This is a genomic window from Burkholderia sp. AU45251, from assembly GCF_030482905.1.
GTDB classification, from domain to species: Bacteria; Pseudomonadota; Gammaproteobacteria; order Burkholderiales; family Burkholderiaceae; genus Burkholderia; species Burkholderia aenigmatica.
This window is the reverse complement of sequence record NZ_JAUJQH010000006.1, coordinates 255,748-282,252: the sequence shown is the minus strand read 5'-3', so window position 1 is coordinate 282,252 and position 26,505 is coordinate 255,748. Positions and strand designations below refer to the sequence as shown.

Genomic DNA, 26,505 nt, shown 5'->3' with positions numbered 1-26,505 from the left:
CGTTTGCCGAGGTCGCGGTGGGTCGGGACCCGATGGCCCCGCCGCGCGATTCTATGATGCTTTGCCCGCGCCGGCACGCGTTGTTACCGGCGTCCGATGCGGCCGCGCGAAGGGCATGGCGGCCTGATGACCGCAAGCCGGACCGGTCGTCAGCGCGACGACCGATCCGCGCTCAAGCGTCGCACGCTTCCCACGCGTCATCCGTCATGGCTCGCTCCGCGAGCGCGACGTAATCGCCGGCCGCCGTCCGTTCGACCCGGGCGTCGACGCGATACGCGCGCCGCAGGTGCGGCGGTGTCAGGACGTCGGCGGGTGTGCCGTCGGCGACGAGGCCGTCGGTGCCGAGCAGCACGAGCCGGTCGCAGAATCGCGACGCGAGATTCAGGTCGTGCATCGCGACCAGTACGACCGCACCGTGTCGGCGTGCCGCATCTCCGACCGCCTCCAGCGCGAGCAACTGCCAGCGCAGGTCGAGCGCGCTCGTCGGTTCGTCGAGCAGCAGCAGCGGCGTGTCGCGCACGAGTACCTGCGCGAGTCCGACCATCTGCCGCTGCCCGCCGGACAGCCGGTCGAGCGGAGACATCGCAAGCGCTTGCAACCGCAATCGCTCGAACACGTTCTGCAGGCGCAGGTCGCGCGCCGCGTCGGACAAACCAGGGCAGGTCGCGCGCAATGCGCTGCGTACGGCTTCGTACACGAGCAGCGACGACGGTTGCGGCAGCGTCTGCGGCAGGTAGCCAACCTGTCGCGTGTGTTCCCGGCGCGCGCCGCGCAGCAGGTCGAATCCGCCGAACGCCGCGTTGCCGCGTGCAGCCGCGAGCCGGGCGAGTGCGCGCAGCAGCGTCGATTTGCCGACGCCGTTCGGTCCGAGTAGTCCGATCATCGTGCCCGGCGCCACGGGCGCGAGCGACAACCGGTCGAGCACGACCTTCGCGCCATAACGCACGACGAGGTCGTCGACGCACAGCGTGCGCTTATCCATCGAGCCTCCTGCGCCGGCTGACGAGGATCATGAACAGCGGCACGCCGACCAGCGCGGTGATGATGCCGATCGGCAGCGTCACGCCGGGGATCAGCGCCTTGCTGAGCACGGACGCGCCGGCCAACATGATCGCACCGGCAAGGGCGGCGCCGGGCAGGTAGTAGCGATGCTCGTCGCCGACGAGCAGTCGTGCGACGTGCGGCCCGACGAGACCGACGAACCCGATCGTGCCGACGAACGATAGCGCGGTGGCCGACAGCAGGCTGATGCGGATCAGCGCGACGAGTCGCAGCCGCTCGACCGCGATGCCCATGCTGCGTGCCTGTTCGTCGCCGGCGCGCAGCGCCGTCAGCGACGCGACGTCGAAGCTCGCCCACAACGCGCACCCGGCGAGCATGCACGACAGCAGCGCGATCTTGCCCCACGTCGCGCGCGAGAGGCTGCCCATGCTCCAGAAGACGATCTGCTGAAGTGCGTTCGCGTCCGCGAGAAACTGCAGCAGCCACAGCAGCGCCTCGAAACTGAACATCAGGCCGATGCCGAACAGCACCACGGTTTCGATCGTCGCGCCGTGGCGCCACGCGAGCCAGACGATCAGCAGCGTCGCGAGGCTCGCGCAGCAGAACGCGCCGAGCGACAGCGCGATGTTCTCGTTCCAGAGCACGACGTGCCAGCCGGAGATCACGACGAGCGACGCACCGACGCTCGCGGCGGCCGACATGCCGAGCGTGAACGGGCTCGCGAGCGGATTGTTCAGCACGGTCTGCATTTCCGCGCCGGCAAGGCCGAGCGACGCACCGACGAGCACGGCCATCAGCGCATAAGGCAGGCGCACGTCCCAGAGGATCACGCGCTGCTCGAGCGGCAGCGCGTCCGGCCGGAACAGCCCCGCGACCAGATCCGCGATCGGGAACGGCGACGGGCCGGTGCCGATGTCGACGACGAGCAGGGTGCCGAGCACGCAGGCGAGGAACATCAGCGCGCCGACCCGCCGCGCGGCGACTGCGCGGTAACGCAGCTTCAGCGAAGCGGACGAGCGGGACGAAGGCGACGATGCGGGCGACGCGGCGCTCATGCGGCCGCTCCCGCGACGGCTTCGGCCGCGATGCGCGCCGCCAGCATCGCGCTGGGCACCACGACGCCGCCATGATCCTCTCCGTCGATCAGGCGGAACGTCGCGTCGAGGCCCGGGCGGGCGCCGACGCGACTGACGAAGTCGCGCGCGGAGCTGACCTGCTTGCGCGCCTGCTGCCGGCGCATGCGTTCGGCGTCCGGATTCGGCGTGCCTTCTTCGAGACTGCCCGCGGTCACGAGCAGCCGCAGCGCGGGTGCGAGCGGCGCCGATTGCTCGGCGAAACGATCCGCATAGGGCAGCAGCGCGCGATCGCCCCACCAGATCGACGGGCTGGCCGCGACATACCGCGCGAACAGGTGCGGGCGCGTCAGCATCGCGTACAGCGTCAGCAGGCCGCCGTACGAATGACCGAACAGCGTCTGGCGTGCCGGGTCGACGGCCACCTGTTGCGCGAGCCAGGGCTGCACGTCGTGCTCGATGAAATCGAGCAGGCGGTCGGCGACGACACCGCGGCCGTCCGGCAGCGGCGCGAGCGTGTAGTCGTCCGCGCGGGCCGTCATGTCGTAGGCGGCGTCAGTCGGATAACCGATGCCGATCACGACGGGTTCCGGATCGGCCGGGGCGTCAGGGCGTGCGCGCCGGTTGCGCACGAGTTGCGCGGCGAGCGGGAAGAGCGCGTTGCCGTCGAGGACGGTCAGTACCGGATGGGATCCCGTCACGGCCCGCTCGGCGGGCAGCGCGACGAACAGGCGGCGGGGCTTGCCGCCGACCGTGACGTCGAACTGGCGGCTGTTCGGCACCTGCACGGCGGGCGCGGCGTCGAGCGCGGGCCAGTCCGGTGCGCGCGCGGCGAGCGCGGGGGTGAGGTGGGCGCCGAGCGGGCCCGCGAGGCCCGCGACGAGCAGCGAGCGACGCATCGTGGAAGCGGGGCGCGGCATGTCAGGACCCTTCCTGCACCCAGTATTCGCCCTGCAGCGGAACCGGCTGGAAGCGTTGCACCATCGTGTCGAGCGTGCGGCGCGGATCGATGTCGGCGAACAACGCCGGATGCAGCCATTTGGCCATGGCCTGCACCGCGACGACGTTGAACGGCGAGTTGTAGAAGTGATGCCAGATCGCATAGGCCCGGCGCTCGCGCACCGCGCGCAGCGGCGCAATCTGCGGGCGCTGCAGCGCCCGGTCGAACGAACGGGTAGCGGTGTCGCGCGACACGCCGGCGCCGAGCGCGATGCGCAGCGGCGCACTTTGCAGTGTCTGCGTCGAGCCGATCCCCGTGCCGATGTAGAAATCGGGCTGGCGGCTGAGCAGGTATTCCGGATTCAGCGTGCCGTGCTCGCCGGGCACGCGGTCTTTCGCGATGTTGTTGCCGCCGGCGGCATCGAGCAGGCGCCCCATCATGCCCGTCATCGTGTCGCAGCAGTCGCTCGACAGGCCGACGCGGCTTTCGAGGAACACGCTCGGCGCGACCGCGTGCGCGTTCGCGAGCCGCGTACGGACGAGATCGAACTGCGCCTGCCAGTACGCGTTGAAATCCGCCGCGCGCTGCGGCGCGCCGAAGACCTGGCCGAGCAGCGCGATGCTGCGCGTCGTATTGACGAGCGGATCGTGCCGGAAATCGACGAAGACGATCGCAACGCCGGCGGCTTCGAGCCGCGCCAGCGTCTCGCGGTCGCGCTCGCCGGGGCCGTGGCCGCCGCCGAGGCCGAAGATCGCGACCTGCGGGCGCAGCGCGAGCGCGCGTTCGTCGCTGAAGCTGCCGGCCTGCGAGCGGCCGATGCGCGGTACGTCCTTCAGGCGCGGAAACCGCTCGAGCCATTGCCCGTAGCTGGCCGGATCGAGCTGTTCGAAATCGCCCATCATGCCGACGAGGCGACGGGTGGGATCGGCGTCGACGACCGCCAGCGCGGGCAGCAGGCGCCCTTCGCCGAGCAGCACGCGTTCGACGCGCGCAGGAATCCGGACCTGCCGACCGGCGAGGTCGGTCACGGTGGTGTCCGCGCATGCCGCCTGCGCGACGAACCCGCTGCACAGCCATGCGACCAGCATGGCCCACATTCCACTTGTCTTTCTCACGCGACTCCCGATACGATGTAAATGAGAACAATTCGCATTTAATTGTAACCGAGCAGTCGGACATCGCGGGATGTCGGCTGTTTGTTCCAACGACGAAATAGTTTGTGCGGGCCCATGGCGCCCGACACACGCAACGGGGTATCAAGACATGACAGCGCAGACGGCAGCTGCTTTCCAATCCGACGGCCACCGCCACGACGCGCACGTCGCGCGAATCCGCGAGGTGCGACCGGGCCTGCGCATCCACGCGGACGACGCGACCGACGAATTCGATGCGGTGATGTCGGGGCAGTGCACGCCGGGCCTGCATCTCGTGCTGCTGCTCGAAGGTGCGCTCGACGTGTCGTACGGCGACCGGCGCGTGGTGCTGACGACGGATGCGCACCGCGCGAGCCGGGCCCCGGTGCCGCGGCCCGCGGTGCGGATGCAGTCGTTCCTGCTCAACGCGGTGCAGCCGGATACGTTCCGCCGACGGCTCAGCAAGGGCGGCTATGCACGGCGCCTCAGTCTCGCGATGTCGGGCGAGTGGCTCGGGCATCTGCAGGCTGCGAGCCGCGGCATGCTGCCGGAGCGGCTGGACGCGATGCTGTCCGCACACCTGGCGATCCGCTTCTGGCAGCCGACGCCGCGTGCGACGGCACTGGCCGAGCAGATCGTGAGGCCGCCGACCTACCAGCCGATGCTGCAGGCAATCTATCTCGAAAGTCGCGTGCTGGAATTGCTGGCCGAGGCGTTTGCGCCGCTCGAGGCGGAGGCGGTGGATGCCGCACCGGCGCAGGATGCGGCGCTCGGATCGCGCGACTACCGCCGGATGGCGGAATTGCGCGCGTTTCTGGCGAGCGATGCGGCGCAGGACTTGTCGCTCGACGATATCGCGCGCCATGCCGGCATGAGCACGAATGCGATGCAGCGCCAGTTCCGGGCCGCCTACGGCACGACGGTATTCGACTTCATCCGCGAACATCACCTGCAGCGCGCGCGGCTTGCGCTCGAGCGTGACGCGGTGAGCGTCAAGCAGGCTGCGGCGCTGGCCGGCTATACGAGCGCCGCGAATTTCGCGACCGCCTACAAGCGCCGCTTCGGCGTCACGCCGACGCTCGCGCGCCGCAGCGACCATCGCTGACGAGGCCGCCGCCGCGGCTCAAACGAGTTTGTAGCTTACGCAAAGATTTCGGCACATTACATGTTTCATAATGCAAATGAGAATCAATCACATCATGAAACATCGAAAGCGCCACCATGTCGAGTCAAGCTGCACACTTTGCATTGAAGCCGGTCGTCGTTGCCGGCCTGTACCTGATGGGCGTGTCGAGCGCGTGGGCGCAGACGCCTGATCAATCGGCCGAGCCGACTGCCGCGTCCGCTGTCGCGGCATCGCCGGCTGCCGGCGATCCGCCGGATCCGACCACGTTGAAGGCGGTCGTCGTGACGGCCAGCCGTCGCGAGCAGGCGATCCGCGAAGCGCCCGCGAGCATCTCCGTGATCACCCGCGACGACATCGAGGCGAAGCCTTACACGTCGGTTACCGAGATCGTCAACAACGTCGAGGGCGTGAGCGTCGTCGGCGCCTCGCCGAACGACCAGGACATTTCGATCCGCGGGATGCCCGGCGAATACACGCTGCTGCTGGTCGACGGCCGTCGCCAGAACACACGTGAAACGATGAACCGCGGCAGCTCGGGCGTGCAGTCGAACCTGATGCCGCCACTGTCCGCGATCGAGCGGATCGAGGTCGTGCGCGGGCCGATGTCGTCGCTGTACGGTGCCGATGCGATGGGCGGCGTGATCAACGTGATCACGCGCAAGGTGCCGAAGCGCTGGGGCGGCACGATCACGGCCGGCAGCGTGTGGCAGCTCGAATCGAACCAGGGCGATACGCAGAGCGTCGACTTCTGGCTCGGCGGCCCGCTGAAATCCGACGTGCTCGGGCTGCAGGCGTCCGGCCGGCTCCTGCATCGCGGCGAGGACGACATCTTCTACGCAAAAAGCGGCACGGGCGGCGCGAACGGGCAGCGGATCGGCAGCTTCGACGTGAAGCTGGCGGCGAAGCCCACGCGCAACCAGGACGTGAGCGTGAACATCGGGCGCGAGCAGCTCACCTACCTGAGCACGCCGGGCAAGAGCGCGGCGCCGCTCACGCCACGCACCGCCGCGACGGCGCTGACCGAGACGCGTCACGTGCGCGACTACTGGGGCATCACGCACGACGGTCGCTGGGGTTTCGGCAACACGACGCTGTCGCTCTATGGTGAGCGCGGCGTGCAGGACCAGTGGACGCCCACCGGCCGCGAGGCGATCCGGCCCGCGCTGACCGACACGATCCTCGAAGGCAAGGCCGAGGTGCCGTGGTGGGGCGAGCGCAACATCCTGACGGTCGGCGGCCAGCATATCTGGTCGACGCTGTCGGGCGTGGCGCGTCAGGATGCGGTGCCGCAGGGCCATGCGGCGAACTCTGACCGGATCCGGCGCAATGCGTGGGCGCTGTTCGGCGAGAACGACTACTTCTTCAACGACCGGTTCACGCTGACGACCGGCGTGCGGCTCGATCACGACGATCGCTACGGCAGCCACGTGAGCCCGCGTATCTACGGCGTCTACCAGCTCAGCCAGGCGTGGACGGTGCGTGGCGGCGTGTCGACGGGCTTCCGGCCGCCGTCGTTGCGCCAGAGCACGGGCGGCTACTGCATGACGTCGGGCGGCGCGGCGGGGGCGATGCCCGGCACGCTGTGCGGCAATCCGGATCTCAAGCCCGAGACGAGCCTGACCGAGGAGCTCGGCGTGCGCTACGACCTTGGCGACACGTATGCGGGGCTGACGCTCTTCAACAACCTGTTCAAGAACAAGGTAGCAAGCTACGACACGGGCAAGGCCGATCCGCGCTCGCCGGGCCGCAACATTTACGTGTACGACAACATCGACCGGGTCAAGCTGTACGGCCTCGAACTTGGCGCGGGCACACGCGTGATGCGCACGCTGAAGGTGTCGGGCACCTACACGCTGACGCAGTCGCGTCGCGAAGGCAGCGGCGAGAAGGCGTTCAACGGCAGCTCGCTCGACGGCTATCCGCTCGACAAGACGCCCAAGCACAAATTCAACGTGCAGGTCGACTGGACGCCGACCGCCAAGCTCGACCTGTACGCGACGGCGAACTACATCGGCAGCGAGTCCTGGGCGGCGTTCCGCAACGGCGCGCAGGGTGTCCGCGAACGGCCGTCGACGACGACCTTCGATCTCGGCGGCCGCTACCGGATCGACAAGCGTTTCTCCGTCAACTTCGCGGTGCTGAACCTGACCAACAAGATGGTTCCGATCGACGATCGCACGCGCACGACCGGCCTGAACGGCAACTGGCTGGTCGATCAGGGGCGCCGCGTCGCGGTGAGCCTCACCGCCGAAATGTGACGACACGGCCGGTGCGACGCCGCGCCGGCCCTTCAATCTGGAGATGAATGCGATGAATGCAATATCCCGTCCTGCCGATCTATTAGCACCCCAAAACATGTGGGATCTGTATCGTGCCGATGCGCCGCTGTTCCTCGCCACGCCGGTCCATACGCTGCTCGCGGCCGATCCGGCGGAAGCGATTCCGCATGCGGATACGCCGCTGGCCGCGCGCGTGACGGAGGCGCTGAGCCGTGCGCAGGCGCAAGGGCATGCGGGCGCAGCGGTGGTCGGCGCCGTGCCGTTCGACGCCGATGCGCCGGCCGCGCTGCGGGTGGCGCTCACGATGCTGCGTGCGGCACCGCGCGGCGTGCCGCGGGCGCCGGAACCGTCCGGACTGCGCTATGCGACGCGCGAGGTGCCGGCGGCCGATGCCTATGCCGACGCGGTGGCACACGCGGTCGCGCGCATTCGCGCGGGCGAGCTCGACAAGGTCGTGCTGGCGCGCACGCTGGAAGTCGACGGCGAGCAGCCGGTCGAGGTCGCGCCGCTCGTCGCGCGTCTCGCGGCCCGCAACCCGCACGGCTATACGTTTTCGGTCGATCTCGGCGAGGGGCACACGCTGCTCGGCGCGAGCCCGGAACTGCTCGTGAACCGCTTCGGCGGCATCGTGCGCGCGAATCCGCTGGCCGGCTCCGCGCCGCGCAGCCGCGACCCCGTCGAGGACCGCCGTCGCGCGGAGGCGCTGCTGGATTCGGCCAAGGATCTCGACGAGCACCGGGTCGTCGTCGAGGCGGTGCGCGACAGCCTCGCGCCGTACTGCCGGCATCTCGACGTGCCGGCGCGCCCGTCGCTGATGCACACCGAAACGATGTGGCACCTGTCCACCGAAGTGCGTGGCGAAACGGAAGCCGACGCGTTGACGCTCGCGCTTGCGCTGCATCCGACGCCGGCGGTCTGCGGTGCGCCGCGTGATGCGGCCCGCGCGTGCATTCGCGCGGCCGAGCCGTTCGACCGCGGGTTCTACGCGGGGATGCTCGGCTGGGTCGATGCGCGCGGCGATGGCGAATGGATCGTGACGATCCGTTGCGCACAGGCGTTCGATCGCACGCTGCGGCTCTATGCCGGAGCGGGTGTCGTCGCCGAGTCGACGCCCGACGGCGAGCGGGCCGAAACGGCGGCCAAGTTCAGGACGATGCTGGATGCGCTGGGGATTCGCCACGACGCCGCATCGGGCGGCACCCGGGAGGCGGCATGACGATCGCGCATGGCACGCCGTGGCCGGCCGCGCTGGCCGACACGTACCGGAAAAAGGGCTATTGGCGCGGCGAGTCGTTCGCCCGGTGGTTCGATGCGCGCGTCGCGCAATTCGGCGACCGGACGGCGCTCGTGCAGGGCGACCTGCGCTGGTCGTACCGGACCCTTGCGCGAGAGGCGCAACGCATTGCGCGCGCACTGAGCGCGGCGGGCATCGCGCCAGGCGATCGCGTGGTATTGCAATTGCCGAACTGCACGGCCTTCTTCGCGACGACGTTCGCGCTGTTCCGCATCGGTGCGTTGCCGGTCTTTGCATTGCCCGCGCACCGGCGTCGCGAGATCGGTTTCTTCTGCCAGCACACGGGCGCGGTCGCGTACATCGCGGCGCAATCTCACGATGGTTTCGACTACCGGTCGCTCGCGCGCGACGTGCAGGCCGACGCGCCGACGCTGAAGCACGTGTTGTTCACGACACCGGGCAACGCCGGACTCGATCTGCCCGATGCGCCGGACGTCGCATTGCCGCCCGGGCCGCTCGCGCACGAGGTGGCGTTCCTGCAGTTGTCGGGCGGCAGCACGGGCACGCCGAAGCTGATCCCGCGCACGCACGACGATTATCTGTACAGCGTGCGGGAGAGCGCGCGCATCTGCGGGCTGAGCGAACGCACCGTCTATCTCGCCGCGCTGCCGGCCGCGCACAACTACGCGCTCAGTTCGCCGGGCTCATTCGGCGTCTTCGACGCGGGCGGCACGGTCGTGCTGTGCGACAGCGCCAGCCCCGACGTTGCATTCGACGTGATCGAACGTGAACGCGTGACTGTGGTCGCGCTCGTGCCGCCGCTCGTGCTCGTGTGGCTGACGGCCGCTGCGCGGCGCGGCGGCGCGCCGGCGAGTCTCGAACTCGTGCAGGTCGGCGGGGCGCGCTTCGATCCGGCACTGGCCGCGCGCGCGGCGGACGGCTTCGGCACGCAGCTCCAGCAGGTGTTCGGGATGGCGGAAGGGCTCGTCAACTACACGCGGCTGGGCGATCCGCGCGACGTCGTGATCGCCACCCAGGGGCGGCCGATCTCGCCGGACGACGAGATTCTCGTGGTCGACGACGACGATCGTCCGGTCGTACCGGGCGAGGTCGGTCACCTGCTGGCGCGTGGCCCGTACACGATCCGTGGCTACTACGACGCGCCGGCGCACAACGCGCGTGCGTTCACCGCGGACGGCTTCTATCGCACCGGCGATCGCGTGCGGATCACCGACGGCGGCTATCTCGTCGTCGAGGGGCGCGCGAAGGACCAGATCAATCGGGGCGGCGAAAAGATTCCCGCGGAGGAGATCGAGCACCTGCTGCTGGCGCATCCGGGGGTTGCCGACGCGGCACTCGTGCCGATGCCGGATCCGTATCTCGGCGAGCGCAGTTGCGCGTACGTGATTCGCGGTGCGACGGCACCGAGCGCGGCGGATCTCGTGCGGTTCGTGCGCGAGCAGGGCGTCGCGACCTACAAGGTGCCGGACCGGATCGAGTTCGTCGACGCGTTCCCGAAGACCCCGGTGGGCAAGATCGACAAGCGGGCGCTGCGGCAACGCATCGCCGATTGCCTGGCCGACCTGCCTGCCTGACGTCCGGTACCGAGGCAATTCCCGATCCATTCATTGTTACGACGCTTCACGACGCATTCCAACATGGCCATTCCGAAAATCGCTTCCTATCCGATGCCGGCAGACCTGCCGGCCAACCGCGTGACCTGGCAATTCGAGCCGCGCCGCGCGGCGCTGCTCGTGCACGACATGCAGGACTATTTCCTCGACTTCTACGATCGCGGCGCGGCGCCGGTGCCGTCGTTGCTGACCGGCGTGCGGCGCCTGATCGATTTCGCGCATGCGACGGGGATGCCCGTTTATTACACCGCGCAGCCGGCGACCCAGGCGCCGGCGGATCGCGCGCTCCTGACCGACATGTGGGGCCCGGGACTGACCGCGCAGCCGGCACGCGCGGCGATCAGCGAGATCGTCGCACCGGTGCCCGGCGACACGGTGCTCGACAAATGGCGCTACAGCGCATTCCGGCGCTCGGATCTCGATACCCGGCTGCGCGCACAGGGGCGCGACCAGCTTGCGATCTGCGGGATCTACGCGCACATCGGCTGCCTGATGACTGCGTGCGACGCCTTCATGCGCGACATCAAGCCGTTTTTCGTCGGCGATGCGCTCGCGGATTTCTCGGAGCGCGAGCACTGGATGGCGCTCGAGTATGTCGCGGGACGCTGCGGCAGCGTCGTGTCGGTCGACACGCTCGTCAGTGCTACCCGCGACGATCTCGCGACGCCGACCCTCGACGACGTCGCGCGGCGGGTTGCCGAAAGCCTGCGCATTCCGGCCGCGACGCTGAGCGCGGACGCCAACCTCGTCGATTGCGGCGTCGATTCGATTCGCATGATGACGTTCGTCGAGCAGTGGCGGGCCGACGGGCACGACGTCACGTTCGTGCAACTCGCCGAACAGCCGACGCTGGAAGCGTGGACGCGCCTGCTGCAACGCACCGCGCAGGTGCCCGCATGACCGGGCACGACATGCCCGGCATCCGTCCGGCGCCGTTCGCCAGCACGGCGGAAGTCACGCTGGCGCAGGCCGACCGCGTGCTGTTCAAGCTGTGCAAGCACTACGCGATCAAGGTGCCCGTCGTGTTCGACGCGCACCGTGCGACCGTTGACTTCCCGTACGGCACCTGCCGGATGCAGCGGACCGACGATCGGTTGCGGATGCGCTGCGAAGCCGATACGGCCGACAAGCTCGCGCAGATCCAGTACGTGATGGACGAGCACCTGGTGCTGATGTCCCGCAATCGCGAACTCGTGATTGCGTGGCAGCAGGCCGACTGACGACGTGCATTTCCGGTTCAACGCTTATTCGCGATATCTCCATTCATGCAACTCGAAGAACGACCGATGGAACGGCCGATACGCGCGACATCCGCGCAATACGGAATCTGGGTCGCGCAACAGGTCGATCCCGACGATCCGGGCTACCTGACAGCCGAAACCATCGAACTTGACGGCGCGCTCGACGTCGATGCGCTTACCGGAAGCGTCGAGGCGGTGCTCGATCATGCCGATGCGCTGCACATGCGTTTCGCGTGGGCCGACGATACGCTCTGGCAGTATCGCCGCGCGCCGGCCACGCGGCTGCCGCTCGTGGACCTGTCGATGCAGGCGGATCCCGGGCAGGCGGCGCGGGACTGGATGAGGGCCTCGCTGTCGGTGTGCTGCGATGTCACGTCCGATCCGCTGTATCGCACGGCGCTGTTGCGGCTCTCGCCGACGCGGCACTGGTGGTACCTGCAGGTTCATCACATCGTGCTGGACGGCTTCGGCTACGGGCTCCTGCAGCAAGCCGTCGCGGCACGCTACAACGCGCGTGTCGGCAAGGCGCCCGTGCCGACGTTGCCCGACTGGCGTGTGGATCGCGTGGTCGAAGCCGAAGCGAGTTATCGCGCGAACGGCGGCTTCGAAGCCGATCGCGTGTTCTGGCGCGGATACCTGCGCGACCTGCCCGCGCCGCTCGAGCTCACGCCGAAGCAGGACGTGGCGCCTGATGCGTCGCGGGCTACGCGCGTGGTCGACGGCGCCCGGCTGGCGCGGCTCAGGGATGCCGCGGCGCACGCGGGCGTCGACTGGAACGCGTGGTTGCTGTGCGCGACCGGGATCTGGCTGGCAAGACAGGGCGGGCAGCGCGACCTGACGCTCGGGTTGCCGGTGATGAACCGGCTCGGCACGCCGGCGCTCGGCGTGCCATGCATGGCGATGAATATCGTGCCGTTTCGCGTGCATGTCGACGCAGGCCATTCGCCGCGCGATCTCGCGCGTGCCTGTTCGGATCAGCTGCGCGCGATCCGGCCGCACCTGTATTACCGGTACGGCTGGATTCGCGGCGATCTGGGCCTGCTCGAGCGCAACGTGTTCCTGTTCAACCAGGCCGTCAACGTGATGCCGTTCGAGCGGCAGGTCGCGTTTCGCGGGCTGGCGAGCGATACGCGCGCGGTAAGCGGTGGGCCGGTGAAGGACCTGAACGTGACGCTCGCCGTGCGCGGCGGCGCGTGGCATCTGACGCTCGAGGCCAATCCGAATGCGTACGACGCCGACACGCTGGCGGCGTACGTGCAAAGCTTCGTGGACTGGCTCGACACGTTCGCCGCGTGCGCGGCCGACGAACCGGTCGCGCGCCTGCTCGACGACATGCCGCCGCCGTCGATCGTGCGTGGCGCGCCGCTCCCCGGGCCGCACGACGACGTGATCGCGCTGATCGAACGCGTGGCACGCGACGCGCCTGCGCACACGGCGATCGAAGCCGGGGAGCGTCGTGTCGACTATCGCACGTTGCTCGCCGACACCGCGGCGCTGGCGGACGCGCTCGCCCGGCGTGGCGTGACGCAGCAGACGCGCGTCGCGATCGCGGCGCCGCGTGCGCCGGACGTGATCGCTGCAATGCTGGCCGTGCTGAAGCTGGGCGCCGTCATCGTGCCGCTCGACCCGGACGGGCCGCCGCAACGCACGGCTGCGATGCTCGCGGACGCGTCGCCGGCGATCGTCATCACGCGCGGCGCACACCGTGCATGTGCGGGCGCGTGCCCGGTGTTCGATCTCGACGCGGCGTGCGCGCCGGCGACGCGGCATGCGCCGGCCGGCGACGCACCGGTGCCGGATTCGCTGCCCGCGTATCTGCTGTACACGTCGGGATCGACCGGCCGCCCGAACGGCGTGCTGACCGGACGCGGCGCGCTCGGCCAGTTCGTCGCGAGCACGCGCGACCTGTATTGCATCGGGCCGGGCGATCGCGTGCTGCAGTTCGCACCGCTGCATTTCGACGCGAGCTTCGAGGAAGTCTTCGCCACGCTGTGCCATGGCGCGACGCTCGTGCTGCGGGACGATGCGATGCTCGATTCGGTCGACACGTTCACGGCGGAAGTCGAGCGGCGCGGCATCACCGTGCTCGACCTGCCGACCGCCTACTGGCACGTGCTCGCGCATGCGCTCGACGCACGCCATGCGCAGCGCCTCGACCGTGTGCGCCTGACGATCATCGGCGGCGAGGCCGCGTTGCCGGAGCGGATCCGGCGCTGGCGCGCGCACCTGCCGGACCGGGTGCTGCTCAATACCTACGGACCGACCGAGGCGACGATCATCGCGACCGCGGCATGCGTCGGCGGCCCGCAGGCAGTCTGGCAGGAGGGCGAACCGGTGCCGATCGGCACGCCGCGCGCGGGCGTCGACGCGTGCATCGTCGACGCCCGCGCGTACCCGGTCGCCGCGGGGTGCACTGGCGAACTGGTGCTGTGCGGCGACGGGCTGGCGCTCGCGTATGCGGGCAATCCCGCGCTGACAGCGGAACGCTTCGTCACGTTGCCGCGCGGCGGGCAGCGCGCGTACCGCACCGGCGATCTCGCGACGCTGCGCGACGGCCGGCTGTATTTCGACGGCCGGATCGACTACGAAGTGAAGATCAGCGGCGTGCGCATCGACCCGCGCGAGATCGAGGACGCGCTGCTGCGCGAACCGGACGTGCGCGAGGCGGCGGTCGTCGCCTCCCGCAGCGGTGCCGGCACGGTGACGCTCGCGGCGTTCGTCGCCGGGTCGGCCGAGCCTGCCGCGTTGCGCATGCAACTGGCGCGGCGGTTGCCGGCGGCCGCGATTCCGGACCGCTGGCACGTGCTCGAACGGCTGCCGCGCAACGCGAACGGCAAGATCGATCGCAACGCGCTGCAGCGTGCCGATGCGCGGCGTGACGAGGCGGCCGACGATCCGCGCGCCGGTGCGCTCGAGCGGCAGGTGATGGCCGTGTGGCGGAACGTGCTCGGCGATGTCGCGCTGACGCCGGGCAGCAATTTCTTCGACATCGGCGGCAAGTCGCTGCAGGCGATGCAGGCGAGCGCGAGGCTCGCGGCGGAACTCGGGCGCGACGTGCCCGTCTCGATGCTGTTCCGGCATCCGACGATCGCGATGCTGACAGCCGCATTGCGCACGCCGCTGGCGTACCGGCCGCGCACCGAGCGCAACGCATTTGCGCCGCACCTGGCGATCCAGTCGGGCTCGGGTGCCGCGCCGCGGCTCATCTGCATCCATCCGGCCGATGGCCTCGCGTGGAGTTACCTGCGGCTGGCCGCCTATCTGCCCGACGCGACGATCGACGGGTTGCAGCTTTCGGTCGACGACACGCGCGATGCAGCCGATTTCGACGCACTGGTGCAAACCTATGTGCGGCGCGTACGGGCATTGCAGCCCGACGGGCCGTATCACTTGCTGGGCTGGTCGCTCGGCGGCGCGCTGGCGTATGGCGTCGCGGCGGCGCTGGCGTGCGACGGCGACGCGGTCGGTACGCTCGCGCTGATGGACAGCTATCCGTCGTCGGCATGGACGGCGCAGCCGATGCCGGCCTGCGGCGACGCGCTGCGGATCCTGCTGACCGTCAATGGCGACTTCGATACGGCCGACCTGTCCGACACCGTGCTGCGACAACGCCTGCTGCGCGCGAACAGCCCGTTTGCGGCGCTCGGCGGTGCCGGCCTCGATGCGTTCGTCGCGGCGACGCTGGGGCAGATGCGCCTGTTTCGCGCGGCATCGACGCCGCGCTACGACGGCGAACTGCTGCTCTTCAACGCGACCCGCAAGCGGCAGGGCATGCCGACGCCCGAGCGCTGGCATGCGCATCGGCCTTCGGGGACGCTGACCTGCCATGCGCTCGACTGCTCGCACGACGGCATGTCGGACCCCGAATCGATGGCGGCGATCGGCGCCATCCTCACCGAACGGCTCGCCGCAACGGCGGGCCCGGATCTTCAATCACGGAATTCGAATCGATGAACAGCAATCCGAACCTGACTTTCCCGGCAGGTATCGCCGTCGTGACCGGTGCGGCGCGCGGCATCGGCGCCGCGGTCGTGCGCGCGCTTGCCACACACGGCGTGGACGTGGCCGCCTTCGACATGGATGGCGACGCGCTGGCGCGCACGATCGCCGACCGCCCGTCGGCGCCAGGGCGCGTGCACGCGTTTTCGGTCGACGTCGCCGACGCGCGTGCGGTGCAGGTCGCCGTCGAACGGGTGGAATCATCTGTCGGCCCGATCGGCATGCTCGCCAACGTTGCCGGCGTGCTGCGGCTCTCGAGCGCGGCGTCGCTGACGGACGACGACTGGGCGCATTGCTTCGCGGTCAATGCCGACGGCGTGTTTCATCTGTCGCGCGCGGTCGCGCCGCTGATGGTCGCGCGCCGGGCGGGCGCCATCGTGACCGTCGGATCGAATGCGGCGCTCGTGCCGCGCACGCAGATGGCGGCGTACGCGGCATCGAAGGCGGCAGCCCATCAGTTCACCCGTTGCCTCGGCCTCGAACTGGCCGGACACGGCATTCGCTGCAACATCGTCGCGCCGGGATCGACCGACACGCCGATGCAGCGTCAGCTCTGGCATGGCCCGGAAGGCCCGGCGGGCGTCATCGCGGGGGCGCTCGACACCTACCGGAACGGTATTCCGCTCGGTCGCATCGCGATTCCCGACGATATCGCCGAAGCCGTGCTGTTCCTGCTGTCCGACGCGTCGCGTCACGTGACGCTGCACACGCTGTGCGTGGACGGCGGCGCGACGCTCGGCGCATGACGCGCGAACGGTTTCCGGAGCCCTCGTCATGAAACACTTCACTGCCACTACCGAACAGGGCGCGGCGGGCGCATTCGTGCAGCCGCGTCATGACGAGCGGCTGCGCGTCGGCGTGCCGCTGCCGTCACCCGACGCACTGCGCCGCGACGTGCCGGCCTCGTTCGCCGCGCGGGCGACCGTCGACGCGGGGCGCGCGCAGTTGCGGGCGATCCTCGAGCGGCGCGATGCGCGCCGGATCGTCGTCGTCGGCCCGTGCTCGATCCACGATCCCGACGCCGCGCTCGACTACGCACGCCGGCTTGCCGCGCTCGCGCATGCGGTGCGGGACACGTTCTGCGTCGTCATGCGCGTCTACTTCGAGAAGCCGCGCACGACGGTCGGATGGAAAGGGCTGATCAACGATCCGGGGCTCGACGGCAGCCATCGCATCGAGGACGGCCTGCGCACCGCGCGGCAGCTGCTCGCCGACATCAATGCGATCGGATTGCCGGCTGCGACCGAAGCGCTCGACGTGATGACGCCGCATTATCTGGGCGATCTGGTGAGCTGGGTGGCCGTCGGCGCCCGCACGACCGAGTCGCAGATCCATCGCGAGATGGCTTCGGGTTTGCCGATGCCGGTCGGTTTCAAGAACGGGACGGACGGCCAGATCGACGTCGCGGCTCACGCGATGCTGGCCAGCATGCGGCCGCACACGTTCATCGGGATCGACGGGGCTGGCCGTCCCGCGCTGCTGCACAGCGCCGGTAATCCGCATGCGCATCTCGTGCTGCGCGGCGGCCGCCACGGACCCAACTACGACACGGCGTCGGTCGCGGCCGCGGCAGACGCGTTGCGGGCCAGCCGCTTGCCGGCGAACGTGCTGATCGATTGTTCGCATGCGAACTGCGGCAAGCAGGCGATGCGGCAACTCGCCGTGCTCGACGACGTCGTCGAGCAGATGCGCGCGGGCGACGACGCGATTCGCGGCGTGATGCTCGAAAGCTTCATCGAGACGGGCGCGCAGCCGCTCGGCGGCGCGCTGCGCTACGGCTGCTCGGTGACCGATCCGTGCATCGGCTGGGACGCGACCGCGGATGCGTTGCTGCATGCACGCAACCGCCTGCTCGCGCGAGCGGGCTGACCGTGGCCGGCACCGGCCGGCCTCCTTCATTTCTCCAACACGACTCCAACACGAACGAATCATGTCGACCCCTTCCGCTGACACCCTGAACCCGCCGGCCGAAGCCGGCGCGTCTTTTTTGCCGCTGCTGCTCGCGAACTTCGCGATGGTGGCGGGAACCTATGCGTTCGTCACGATCGCAGGCCCGATGGCGCGGCGCATGCATCTCGAACCGCTGCACGTCGGTGCGATCATCGGCATCGTCGGGCTCGTGTGGATGCTGGTCGCGCCGCGCTGGGCGCGGGTCGCGGATCTGCGCGGACGGCTGCCGGCCATGCGCGCGGCGATCGGCGGCTTCATCGCGAGCTCGCTGCTGTTGACGGGGTACGTCGGCTGGGCGCTGCGCGACGGCGGCACGGCCGTGCCGGCCGTCTGGGTCGGCTTCGTCGCGCTGCTCGTCACGCGTGCGGCAATGGGCGGTTGCTACGCGGGCTTGCCGGTCGCCGCGACCGCGTGGATCGCGGACCGCACGGCCGTGGCGGGGCGCGCGGCGGCGATCGCCCGGTTCGGTGCCGCGGGCGCCGTCGGGATGGTGATCGCGCCGCCGCTCGCGGGCTGGATCGCCGGGTACGACATGACGCTTGCGCTGGCCGTGTTCGCGGTGTTGCCGCTCGCCGGGCTGGCCGGGTTGCGCGGCCGGCGCGACGGCCACGACGGCGCGGTGCGGCAGGCACCGCCTCGCCTGAAACCGACCGAGCCGCGCCTGCGGCTGCCCTGGTTCAGCGCGCTGGCGCTTTACAGCGCCGTCATGATCGCGAACAGCGCACTCGGGTTCTACGTGATCGACCGCCTGGGCGTGAGCGCGCAGGCCGCGCCGCTCACGACCGGGTATGCGCTCGGCAGCGCGGGCCTCGGGCTGATCGTGACGCAGGCGCTGGTCGGGCGCTTCCGGTCGGTTGCGCCCGTACAGTGGCTGCGCTGGGGCGCGCTCGCGGGCGGCGCCGGATTCGCGTCGGTGCTGATGGCCGAGGCCACGCAGCCGCTCGCGCTGTGTGCGAGCTATCTCGTCGCGGCGTGCGGGATGGGCGCGGCGTTTCCGGCCGTGGCGGCACTGGCGAGCGCGCGGGTGGCGCCGCACGAGCAGGCTGCGTGCGCGGGCGCGATGTCGATGGCCCAGGGGCTCAGCATGGTGATCGGGCCGCTGGCCGGCGCGATGCTGTACGAGCTGCATCCGGCCATGCCGTTCGCGTGGATCGGCGTGATGCTGGCACTCGTTTCCGTTGCCGCTTCATGGCCGGGATCGCGTGCGGCGGATGCATAGCGGCGCATATGCGCGCGCCGGGCGACTCGCCGCGATACGTGCGGCGCGAACGAGGGGCCGGCGAGCCGACGCGTGACGTCAAGCTTTGTCAAATTGTGGCGATATCACGATGCCTGACGTTTCAGGCCGCGTCCGACGGCTGTCATGCACCGGTTGATTGAGTATCCTTGAATTCGATTCGCGGTACTCATGCAATCACAACCGGGAGGCTTCACATGAATGCACGTCTATACCGCGCGACCCTTGCCGGCGCGCTGATCGGATTGCTCGCACCGTTTTCGGTGGCGCATGCACAGCTTGGCGACGTCCTGAAGCAGGTCGGCGGCGGCGGCGATTCAGGCAGCAGCGCAGGCGGTGCGCTCGGCAACCTCGGCGGCCTCGGCGGCGCATTGACGGGCGGTGGCGGTTCGTCGCTGCTGCCGGGCAGCACCGGCAACGTCGCGGGCCTGCTGCAGTTCTGCATCCAGAACAACTATCTCGGCGGGGCGTCCGGCGGCGCGTCGTCGGTGAAGGACGCGCTGATGGGCAAGCTCGGCGGCAACGCGTCGTCCGACAGCGGCTATACCAGCGGCGCGAGCGGCGTCCTCGACGCCGGCAACGGCAGCAAGCTCGACCTGAGCGGCGGCGGCCTGAAGCAGCAGGTGACCAAGCAGATCTGCGACAAGGTACTGACGCAGGCGAAGTCGCTGCTGTAAGTTTTCCGGCGCGTGGCGGTGCGGGGTGCGCGACGTACCTGCTCGGGTCGTGCCGGCAGCCACGCGTACATCATCGACGCAAAGACGGGCGGCCGCGCGACGCCGCGGCCCGCGCGCATGGACTCAATCGGCCAGCCGCTTGTCGGCGAGCGCCTTGCAGCAGTCTTCGTAGACCCATTGCACGAGTTTCGCCCGATAGTCGAGATCGTCGGTATCGACGATTTCCTCGACCGCGTCGCGCGCCCACGACGCATCGACGAACCCGGCATGCCGCTTCGCGATGTCCTGCGCGAGCGCGGCGAGCCTGGCGATCACGAGCCAGTCGGCCTGACGGTGATGGCGGTCGAGCCAGCGGTGCGCGGCCTGGACCTGGAACGTGGCGTCCGGCCACGATTCGTTGAGGTAAAACGCGCCGAGGTTGCCGCAGGTGAGCCAGCAAAGCAGCTCGAGGCGGTCTTGCGAGCCGAGGATATGGGGTGCGTCGGACATGGCAGCGCTCACGAAATACGTCGATTCCGGGCGGCGCCGGTTGCAATGAGCCGGTGCCGATAATAAAAACATAGCACGATGCGGGCCCGGCCGCGCACCCGGGCGGATGCTGACATGGCGGTGGCGAAACGGACGCTGCGCGGGCGTGGATGGCCGACGGCGAAGCGAAGGGGCAGCGGGAACGGAAAGTGCGGGAGCGCGTGACGAACCACGCGCCAGGATGCGGCCGGGGAACGGCCGCTTGCGCCGCGAAGCGGGCCCGTTGCCGGGCTCGCCGCAGCCCGGCACGCGGGCTGCGGATGAGGAGGTTCAGGTCGTCGTGTGCGTGGCGCGCGCGATCGAGCGGATGCTGCGCTCGACGCGGATCAGGATGATCAGCACCGCGAGCGACACGAACGAGTACAGCGCGACGAGTGCGGCGACGCCGGCGTAGCGCGCGGTCTGGCCGTTCTCGGCCGCCGTTTCTTCCGCGGCCTTCTTCTCGTTGTCGATCGCGGTGCGGCGTGCGTCGTAGCGCTCGGAGAAGTCGCGCATGACCGCCGACACGACGTCGGTGTACGCCTGCTCGCGCGCATATTCGTCGCCGTGCCCGGTGACCTTCTTCTTGACGCTGGCCGCGACGTCCGCGCGCGACAGCACCTTGTCGAGATACGCGATCTGCTGCTCGTAGTACGCGACGTCAGGATGGTCGTCGTCGCCGAGCACGCGCTGGAACGACGGCTCGTACGCGTCGCGATCGACCGCGTAGTCCGACGACAGGGCCGCGCGGCCGTGCTTCTGCACGATGCCGGACAGTTGCGTCGACAGGCGCAGCGCGGGCGACGCGTTGCCGTCCTTGGCTGCCGCGCCGTCGGCGGCCGGCGTGGCCTTGGCGGGTGCGTCGTTCTCCCACGCGAACGATGCTGGATCGACCTGGATGGCCGAATCGACCTTCGGCGGTTTCGACAGGCGCGCATCGAGTGCGACCGCGCCGAATATGACCCCGCCGATCAGGACCGCGGTCGCGAACAACAGCACGATCACGCGCAGTACCTGAAGATAGCCGCCCTCGATTTTGGTCAGGATGCTCAAGGCATTCTCCTTTCTTATGATGAATGAGGCGCCGAGGCTAAAGACCTTTCGAATGGCTGTCAATCGTCACACCGGCCGGCCGAAACGCTCGCTAGAATGTCGGCTTTCCTGGAGGCGGAAAACGATGAAAATCTACGACCAGTTCTATATCGACGGCGCGTGGCGCAAACCGGCCGGCACCGGCACGATCGACGTGATCGACTCGGGCACCGAAGCCGTGATCGGCCGGATTCCGGAAGGCGTCGCATCCGACGCACAGGATGCGATCCGCGCGGCGCGCGCAGCCTTCGACGCATGGGCGGCCACGCCGCCCGCGACGCGCGCGGGCTACCTGCGCAAGATCGTCGAGCATCTGCAGGCGCGCAGCGAGGAACTCGCGCAGTCGATCACCGGCGAAGTCGGGATGCCGATCAAGCTGTCGCGCGCGATCCAGGTCGGCGGCCCGATCTACAACTGGAAGGCGTACGCGAAGCTCGCCGAGTCGTTCGAATTCGAGGCACAGGTCGGCAACTCGCTCGTCGTGCGCGAGCCGGTCGGCGTCGTCGCGGCGATCACGCCGTGGAACTACCCGCTCAACCAGGTGACGCTGAAGGTCGCGCCGGCGCTCGCGGCCGGCTGCACGGTCGTCCTGAAGCCGTCCGAGGTCGCGCCGCTCAACGCGTTCATGCTCGCCGAGGCGATTCACGAAGCCGGACTGCCGGCCGGCGTGTTCAACCTCGTGTGCGGCTACGGCCCGGTGGTCGGCGAGGTGCTGGCCACCGATCCGGACGTCGACATGGTGTCGTTCACGGGTTCGACGCGCGCCGGCAAGCGCGTGGCCGAACTGGCGGCCGCGGGCGTCAAGCGCGTCGCGCTCGAGCTGGGCGGCAAGTCGGCCTCGGTGATCCTCGACGATGCCGATTTCGCGACGGCGGTGAAGGGCACGGTCAACGCGTGCTACCTGAACGCGGGGCAGACCTGCTCGGCGCACACGCGCATGCTGGTGCCGGAAGCACGCTACGACGAGGCGCGCGCGATCGCGAAGGCGGCGGCCGAAACCTACGTCGCCGGCGATCCGCGGCAGGACGCGACGCGTCTCGGCGCGCTGGCATCGGCCGTGCAGCAGCAGCGTGTGCAGGACTACATCCAGCGCGGGATCGACGAAGGCGCGGAGCTCGTGACGGGCGGCACCGGTTTGCCGGAAGGGCTCGCGAAGGGCTTCTTCGTGAAGCCGACGGTGTTCGGCCGCGTCGATCCGAAATCGACGATCGCGCAGGAAGAGATCTTCGGGCCGGTGCTGTCGATCATCACGTATCGCGATGAAGACGAGGCCGTGCGAATCGCGAACGATTCGCCGTACGGACTCGGCGGCGCGGTGTGGGCCGGCAGCGACGAACGCGCGATGGGTATCGCGCGCCGCATCCGCACCGGGCAGGTCGACATCAACGGCGGCACGTGGAACATGGCCGCGCCGTTCGGCGGCTACAAGCAGTCGGGTCACGGCCGCGAAAACGGCGTGTACGGGCTCGAAGAATATCTCGAGTACAAGTCGATGCAGCTCAAGCCCGCGAAGCCGGCCTGAGCGTTTTTCACGGCCTTGATCACGGCCTGAACCGGAAACGGCACGCTCGCGTGCCGTTTTTTTATTGACGGCCGTCAAGGTGCGCGTCGGTGGATCGTCGATCATCGCGGTTCCGATGTTCCGATGAGGTAACCGATGACCGTACGCACTTCCTTTCCGCCGCTGACGATTCGCGGCCGCACCTTGCTGCCTGTCGTGCAGGGCGGCATGGGCGTCGGCATTTCCGCGCACCGGCTCGCGGGCAGCGTCGCGCGCGAAGGCGCGGTCGGCACGATCGCGAGCATCGACCTGCGCCACCATCATGCGGACCTGCTCGCGCGTTGCCGCGCACAACCCGATCGCGCGACGCTCGAGGCAGCGAACCTCGAGGCGCTCGCCCGCGAGATCCGCCTCGCGAAGACCTACGGCGAAGGGCGCGGGATGATCGCGGTCAACGTGATGAAGGCGGTGAGCGCGCATGCGGATTACGTGCGGGTCGCGTGCGACGAGGGGGCGGACGCGATCGTGATGGGCGCGGGCCTGCCGCTCGACCTGCCCGATCTCACGCAAGGACATGACATCGCGCTGATTCCGATCCTGTCGGACAGCCGCGGGATCGCGCTCGTGCTGAAGAAGTGGATGAAGAAGGGGCGCCTGCCCGACGCGATCGTGATCGAGCATCCGGCACATGCAGGCGGCCATCTCGGCGTCACGCAGATCGACGACATGCACGACGGCCGGTTCGATTTCGCGCGCGTGCTCGACGAGACCGCGCAGGTGATGGCGTCGCTCGGGCTCGCGCGCGAAACGATCCCGCTGATCGTTGCGGGCGGGATCAACAGTCATGACACGGTGCGCGCGGCGTTCGAGGCCGGCGCGAACGGCGTGCAGGTGGGGACACCGTTCGCGGTGACGGAAGAGGGCGATGCGCATCCGCACTTCAAGCGCGTGCTGGCCGACGCGACACCCGACGACATCGTCGAATTCGTCAGCGTGACGGGGCTGCCTGCACGCGCGGTGAAAACGCCGTGGCTCGATCGTTACCTGCGCAACGAGACGCGCATCCGCACCAAGCTCGGCGCGCTGAAGCAACGCTGCCCGACCGCGCTCGAATGCCTGAGCGTATGCGGCTTGCGCGACGGCATCGAGAAGTTTGGCCATTTCTGCATCGACACGCGGCTGGCGGCCGCGCTGCGCGGCGACGTCGCGAACGGGCTGTTCTTCCGCGGCCGCGAAGCGTTGCCGTTCGGCCGTGCGATCCGCAGCGTGCGCGATCTGCTCGACCTGCTGCTGACGGGCGGTGCGGCCGAGCCTGCGGCAAACCGTCCCACGTTTACGCTGGCTTGACGGATATCAACATGCCGAAAAGACCCTACAGGGAGAATGGAAACCATTCTTTGGGGGTCCGTACCATGCATAAAACGATTCGAACTTGTGTCACCGCTGCGGCCGTCGCAGCCGCTTTCGCCGCGATGCCTTCGTTGTCGCACGCGGCCTCGCCGGGCGACGGCATCAATCAGGGCGATGTCCTGGTTCGACTGCGCGCGATCAGCATCCAGCCGAACGAACGCGCAAGCGACACGCTGGGTGCGCTCAACGTCGGCGTGAACAACGCGATCGTGCCCGAGCTCGATTTCACGTACATGATCCGCGACTACCTCGGTGTCGAGCTGATCCTCGGCACGTCGCGGCACCAGATGACGTCGAGCGTCGGCAATCTCGGCGGCGTGGGCGTACTGCCGCCGACGCTGCTGCTGCAGTACCACTTCAATCATGCCGGCAAGGTGCGTCCGTACGTCGGCGCGGGCGTGAACTACACGTACTTCTACAACAACGGGCTCAACGTCGGCGGGCAGGGCGTGTCGATCAACAAGAGCAGCTTCGGCCCCGCGCTGCAGTTCGGCGTGGACGTGCAGGTGACGAAGAAGGTCTTCGTGAACGTCGACGTGAAGAAGATCTGGATGAGCACCGATGCGACGCTCGGCGACAAGGGCATCGGCACGCTGCACATCGATCCGCTGATCGTCGGCGTGGGCGTCGGGATGAAGTTCTAGACGCGGCGGGAAAAGAACAGAGTTGGGGTTGGCGGCATGGCGGTCGGCATGCCGCTCTTTTTTTGCGCGGCGGATTTACAGCTTGTCGTACTGGAAGCGCATCGCGGTGCCTTCGCGCGAGATGCGCTCCCAGATCGCGCGCTTTTCGTCGTCGCTCAGGAACACCCAGTTCGACACTTCGGCGGCCGTGCGGCCGCAGCCCTTGCAGACTTCGTCGAAGAGGGTCGAGCACACGCCGATGCAGGGGCTGTCGGGCAGGTCGTGGAGATTGGAGGCCATCGGAAGGGTTCACGCAGTTGAATCGTCAGCCGCCATTTTAATGCATCGCGGCCGGTCGGTCGGGCGGGTGCGGCCGGCATGCCGTACTGGTGCAGCGGCGTGACAGTACGGTCGGGTGCCGGGCGCAGCCGCCGGGCGGCTCGCGCGTCCGGCCGGCGAACGCGCGAGCCGCCGCCTGTTTTTCCCGGTGGACAGCCGCCGATTACCCGATAGAATTCCCCGGGAACGCCCCGTCGCACGGGCGGCCTGCCTGGCCGGCGGCGGGAATCTGTTCCGTTTGCGCGACACCGCCATGATTTTTTTGTGACGGGGCGCGAATGATGGTAGTTTTCGGGGTTTTCGAGGGGCGGTGCGCCAGAATGCGCCGTCATGACGAGGCAGACGGCAGCCGGGCAACGTGTCCGGTCGGAGGGAGAACGGGATGAAAGCAAAGGTAGTGGGCCGGTTCGCAGCGCTCGCGCTGTGCGTGGGCGCATCGGCGGCAGCGGCGAAGGATACGCAGCTCAATGTCTATAACTGGTCGGACTACATTGCGAAGGACACGATCCCGAACTTCGAGAAGCAGACGGGCGTCAAGGTCCGCTACGACAACTACGACAGCGACGACACGCTGCAGGCGAAGCTGCTGACGGGCAGCTCGGGCTACGACATCGTCGTGCCGACCAGCAACTACGCGGGCAAGCAGATCGCCGCCGGCATCTTCGCGCCGCTCGACAAGTCGAAGCTGCCGAACCTCAAGTACCTCGATCCGCAACTGATGGCGCTCGTCGCCGGCGCGGATCCGGGCAACAAGTTCTCGGTGCCCTGGGCGTACGGCACGACCGGTCTCGCGTACAACCTGACGAAGGCGCAGCAGGCGCTCGGCAAGGTGCCGCTCGACAACTGGGACATCCTGTTCAAGCCGGAAAACATCTCGAAGCTGAAGACCTGCGGCGTGTCGGTGCTCGACGCGCCCGACCAGATGTTCGCGGCCGCACTGCACTACATCGGCAAGGATCCGATGAGCACGAATCCGGCCGACTACAAGGCGGCGATGGAAGTGCTGAAGAAGATCCGCCCGTACATCACGCAATTCAACTCGTCGGGCTACATCAACGACCTGGTCGGCGGCGACATCTGCTTCGCGTTCGGCTGGTCGGGCGACGTCGTGATCGCGAAGCATCGCGCGATGGAAGCGAAGAAGCCGTACAAGGTCGAGTACTACATTCCGAAGGGCGGCGCGCCGGTATGGTTCGACGTGATGGCGATCCCGAAGGATGCGAAGGACAAGGATGCCGCGCTGCAGTGGATCAACTACATCGAGGATCCGAAGGTGCACGCGGCGATCACGAACGCGGTGTACTACCCGAGCGCCAACGCCGAGGCCCGCAAGTACGTGCGGCCCGACGTCGCGAACGACCCGGCCGTCTATCCGCCGGCCGACGTCGTGAAGACGCTGTTCCTGCTCAAGCCGCTGCCGCCTGAAATCCAGCGTCTGCAGACGCGTCTGTGGACCGAGCTGAAGTCGGGCCGCTGACACGCACCGATGTTCCCAGCAGTCATGAAGC

22 protein-coding genes are annotated in these 26,505 nt (G+C 68.8%); 15 read left to right on the top strand and 7 right to left on the bottom strand.

Going from position 1 to position 26,505, the window contains the following annotated elements; translation table 11 throughout:
• Nucleotides 1-172: 172 nt before the first annotated feature.
• Genes QZM67_RS16150 through QZM67_RS16135 form a run of 4 tightly spaced genes read right to left on the bottom strand, consistent with a single transcriptional unit; the run spans nucleotide 173 to nucleotide 4,112 of the window.
• Nucleotides 173-982, bottom strand: coding sequence for an ABC transporter ATP-binding protein (locus tag QZM67_RS16150; protein ID WP_301804783.1), 810 nt, complete (start codon nucleotides 980-982; stop codon nucleotides 173-175).
• A complete protein-coding gene (locus tag QZM67_RS16145; protein WP_301804780.1) occupies nucleotides 975-2,057 on the bottom strand; it encodes an iron ABC transporter permease in 1,083 nt (360 codons plus the stop codon). Before QZM67_RS16145 ends, QZM67_RS16150 begins: the two co-directional genes overlap by 8 nt.
• On the bottom strand, nucleotides 2,054-2,995 hold the full coding sequence (locus QZM67_RS16140; RefSeq protein WP_301804777.1) for an alpha/beta hydrolase: 942 nt from the start codon (nucleotides 2,993-2,995) through the stop codon (nucleotides 2,054-2,056). Before QZM67_RS16140 ends, QZM67_RS16145 begins: the two co-directional genes overlap by 4 nt.
• A gap of 1 nt (nucleotide 2,996) precedes the next feature.
• On the bottom strand, nucleotides 2,997-4,112 hold the full coding sequence (locus QZM67_RS16135) for an ABC transporter substrate-binding protein (RefSeq protein WP_301804774.1): 1,116 nt from the start codon (nucleotides 4,110-4,112) through the stop codon (nucleotides 2,997-2,999).
• Nucleotides 4,113-4,278: 166 nt separating this feature from the next.
• Between QZM67_RS16135 and QZM67_RS16130 the strand changes: the two genes are divergently transcribed.
• The 11 genes from QZM67_RS16130 to QZM67_RS16080 all read left to right on the top strand — a co-directional run bounded on the left by QZM67_RS16130 (nucleotide 4,279) and on the right by QZM67_RS16080 (nucleotide 19,525).
• Complete coding sequence (locus QZM67_RS16130; protein WP_175021102.1) at nucleotides 4,279-5,253, top strand: helix-turn-helix transcriptional regulator; 975 nt, start codon at nucleotides 4,279-4,281, stop codon at nucleotides 5,251-5,253.
• A gap of 116 nt (nucleotides 5,254-5,369) precedes the next feature.
• Nucleotides 5,370-7,532, top strand: a complete 2,163-nt coding sequence (locus QZM67_RS16125; RefSeq protein ID WP_301804769.1) for a TonB-dependent receptor — start codon at nucleotides 5,370-5,372, stop codon at nucleotides 7,530-7,532.
• A gap of 97 nt (nucleotides 7,533-7,629) precedes the next feature.
• Nucleotides 7,630-8,769 (top strand): isochorismate synthase, encoded by a 1,140-nt coding sequence (locus tag QZM67_RS16120; RefSeq protein ID WP_301804766.1) that lies wholly within the window; start codon nucleotides 7,630-7,632, stop codon nucleotides 8,767-8,769.
• Complete coding sequence (locus QZM67_RS16115) at nucleotides 8,766-10,382, top strand: (2,3-dihydroxybenzoyl)adenylate synthase (RefSeq protein WP_301804763.1); 1,617 nt, start codon at nucleotides 8,766-8,768, stop codon at nucleotides 10,380-10,382. The genes QZM67_RS16120 and QZM67_RS16115 overlap by 4 nt, the downstream gene beginning before the upstream one ends.
• A 63-nt stretch (nucleotides 10,383-10,445) precedes the next feature.
• On the top strand, nucleotides 10,446-11,321 hold the full coding sequence (locus QZM67_RS16110; protein ID WP_301804760.1) for an isochorismatase family protein: 876 nt from the start codon (nucleotides 10,446-10,448) through the stop codon (nucleotides 11,319-11,321).
• Nucleotides 11,318-11,641 carry a DUF2218 domain-containing protein gene (locus QZM67_RS16105; protein ID WP_235995760.1) on the top strand — a complete coding sequence of 108 codons (324 nt, stop codon included), beginning with the start codon at nucleotides 11,318-11,320 and terminating at the stop codon, nucleotides 11,639-11,641. Before QZM67_RS16110 ends, QZM67_RS16105 begins: the two co-directional genes overlap by 4 nt.
• Before the next feature lie 66 nt (nucleotides 11,642-11,707).
• Nucleotides 11,708-15,616, top strand: coding sequence for an amino acid adenylation domain-containing protein (locus QZM67_RS16100; RefSeq protein WP_301804756.1), 3,909 nt, complete (start codon nucleotides 11,708-11,710; stop codon nucleotides 15,614-15,616).
• A complete protein-coding gene (locus tag QZM67_RS16095) occupies nucleotides 15,613-16,407 on the top strand; it encodes a 2,3-dihydro-2,3-dihydroxybenzoate dehydrogenase (RefSeq protein ID WP_301804753.1) in 795 nt (264 codons plus the stop codon). The genes QZM67_RS16100 and QZM67_RS16095 overlap by 4 nt, the downstream gene beginning before the upstream one ends.
• Before the next feature lie 28 nt (nucleotides 16,408-16,435).
• Complete coding sequence (locus QZM67_RS16090; RefSeq protein WP_301804750.1) at nucleotides 16,436-17,530, top strand: 3-deoxy-7-phosphoheptulonate synthase; 1,095 nt, start codon at nucleotides 16,436-16,438, stop codon at nucleotides 17,528-17,530.
• Between the two features lie 61 nt (nucleotides 17,531-17,591).
• Nucleotides 17,592-18,830 carry an MFS transporter gene (locus tag QZM67_RS16085; RefSeq protein ID WP_301804746.1) on the top strand — a complete coding sequence of 413 codons (1,239 nt, stop codon included), beginning with the start codon at nucleotides 17,592-17,594 and terminating at the stop codon, nucleotides 18,828-18,830.
• 215 nt (nucleotides 18,831-19,045) lie between these two features.
• A complete protein-coding gene (locus QZM67_RS16080) occupies nucleotides 19,046-19,525 on the top strand; it encodes a DUF2501 domain-containing protein (RefSeq protein WP_301804744.1) in 480 nt (159 codons plus the stop codon).
• 123 nt (nucleotides 19,526-19,648) lie between these two features.
• Here QZM67_RS16080 and QZM67_RS16075 read toward each other — a convergent pair whose 3' ends face one another.
• Nucleotides 19,649-20,014: a hypothetical protein gene (locus QZM67_RS16075; protein ID WP_011352206.1), complete on the bottom strand. Its 366-nt coding sequence runs from the start codon at nucleotides 20,012-20,014 to the stop codon at nucleotides 19,649-19,651.
• A gap of 309 nt (nucleotides 20,015-20,323) precedes the next feature.
• Nucleotides 20,324-21,085, bottom strand: coding sequence for a hypothetical protein (locus QZM67_RS16070; protein WP_301804741.1), 762 nt, complete (start codon nucleotides 21,083-21,085; stop codon nucleotides 20,324-20,326).
• A 124-nt stretch (nucleotides 21,086-21,209) separates the two neighbouring features.
• On the opposite strand from QZM67_RS16070, the gene QZM67_RS16065 reads away from it, so the two are divergent.
• The 3 genes from QZM67_RS16065 to QZM67_RS16055 all read left to right on the top strand — a co-directional run bounded on the left by QZM67_RS16065 (nucleotide 21,210) and on the right by QZM67_RS16055 (nucleotide 24,679).
• Nucleotides 21,210-22,646, top strand: a complete 1,437-nt coding sequence (locus QZM67_RS16065; protein ID WP_043183038.1) for an aldehyde dehydrogenase family protein — start codon at nucleotides 21,210-21,212, stop codon at nucleotides 22,644-22,646.
• Nucleotides 22,647-22,781: 135 nt separating this feature from the next.
• Entirely contained in the window at nucleotides 22,782-23,972 is a 1,191-nt protein-coding gene (locus QZM67_RS16060) for a nitronate monooxygenase family protein (RefSeq protein WP_043183036.1), read from the top strand.
• 65 nt (nucleotides 23,973-24,037) lie between these two features.
• Nucleotides 24,038-24,679 carry an OmpW family protein gene (locus tag QZM67_RS16055; protein WP_043183035.1) on the top strand — a complete coding sequence of 214 codons (642 nt, stop codon included), beginning with the start codon at nucleotides 24,038-24,040 and terminating at the stop codon, nucleotides 24,677-24,679.
• 75 nt (nucleotides 24,680-24,754) lie between these two features.
• Here the strand turns inward: QZM67_RS16055 and QZM67_RS16050 are convergent, their stop codons facing one another.
• Nucleotides 24,755-24,958 carry a DUF1289 domain-containing protein gene (locus tag QZM67_RS16050; RefSeq protein ID WP_043183034.1) on the bottom strand — a complete coding sequence of 68 codons (204 nt, stop codon included), beginning with the start codon at nucleotides 24,956-24,958 and terminating at the stop codon, nucleotides 24,755-24,757.
• A gap of 421 nt (nucleotides 24,959-25,379) precedes the next feature.
• Between QZM67_RS16050 and QZM67_RS16045 the strand changes: the two genes are divergently transcribed.
• Nucleotides 25,380-26,474, top strand: coding sequence for a polyamine ABC transporter substrate-binding protein (locus QZM67_RS16045; protein WP_175021090.1), 1,095 nt, complete (start codon nucleotides 25,380-25,382; stop codon nucleotides 26,472-26,474).
• Nucleotides 26,475-26,505 lie beyond the last annotated feature (31 nt).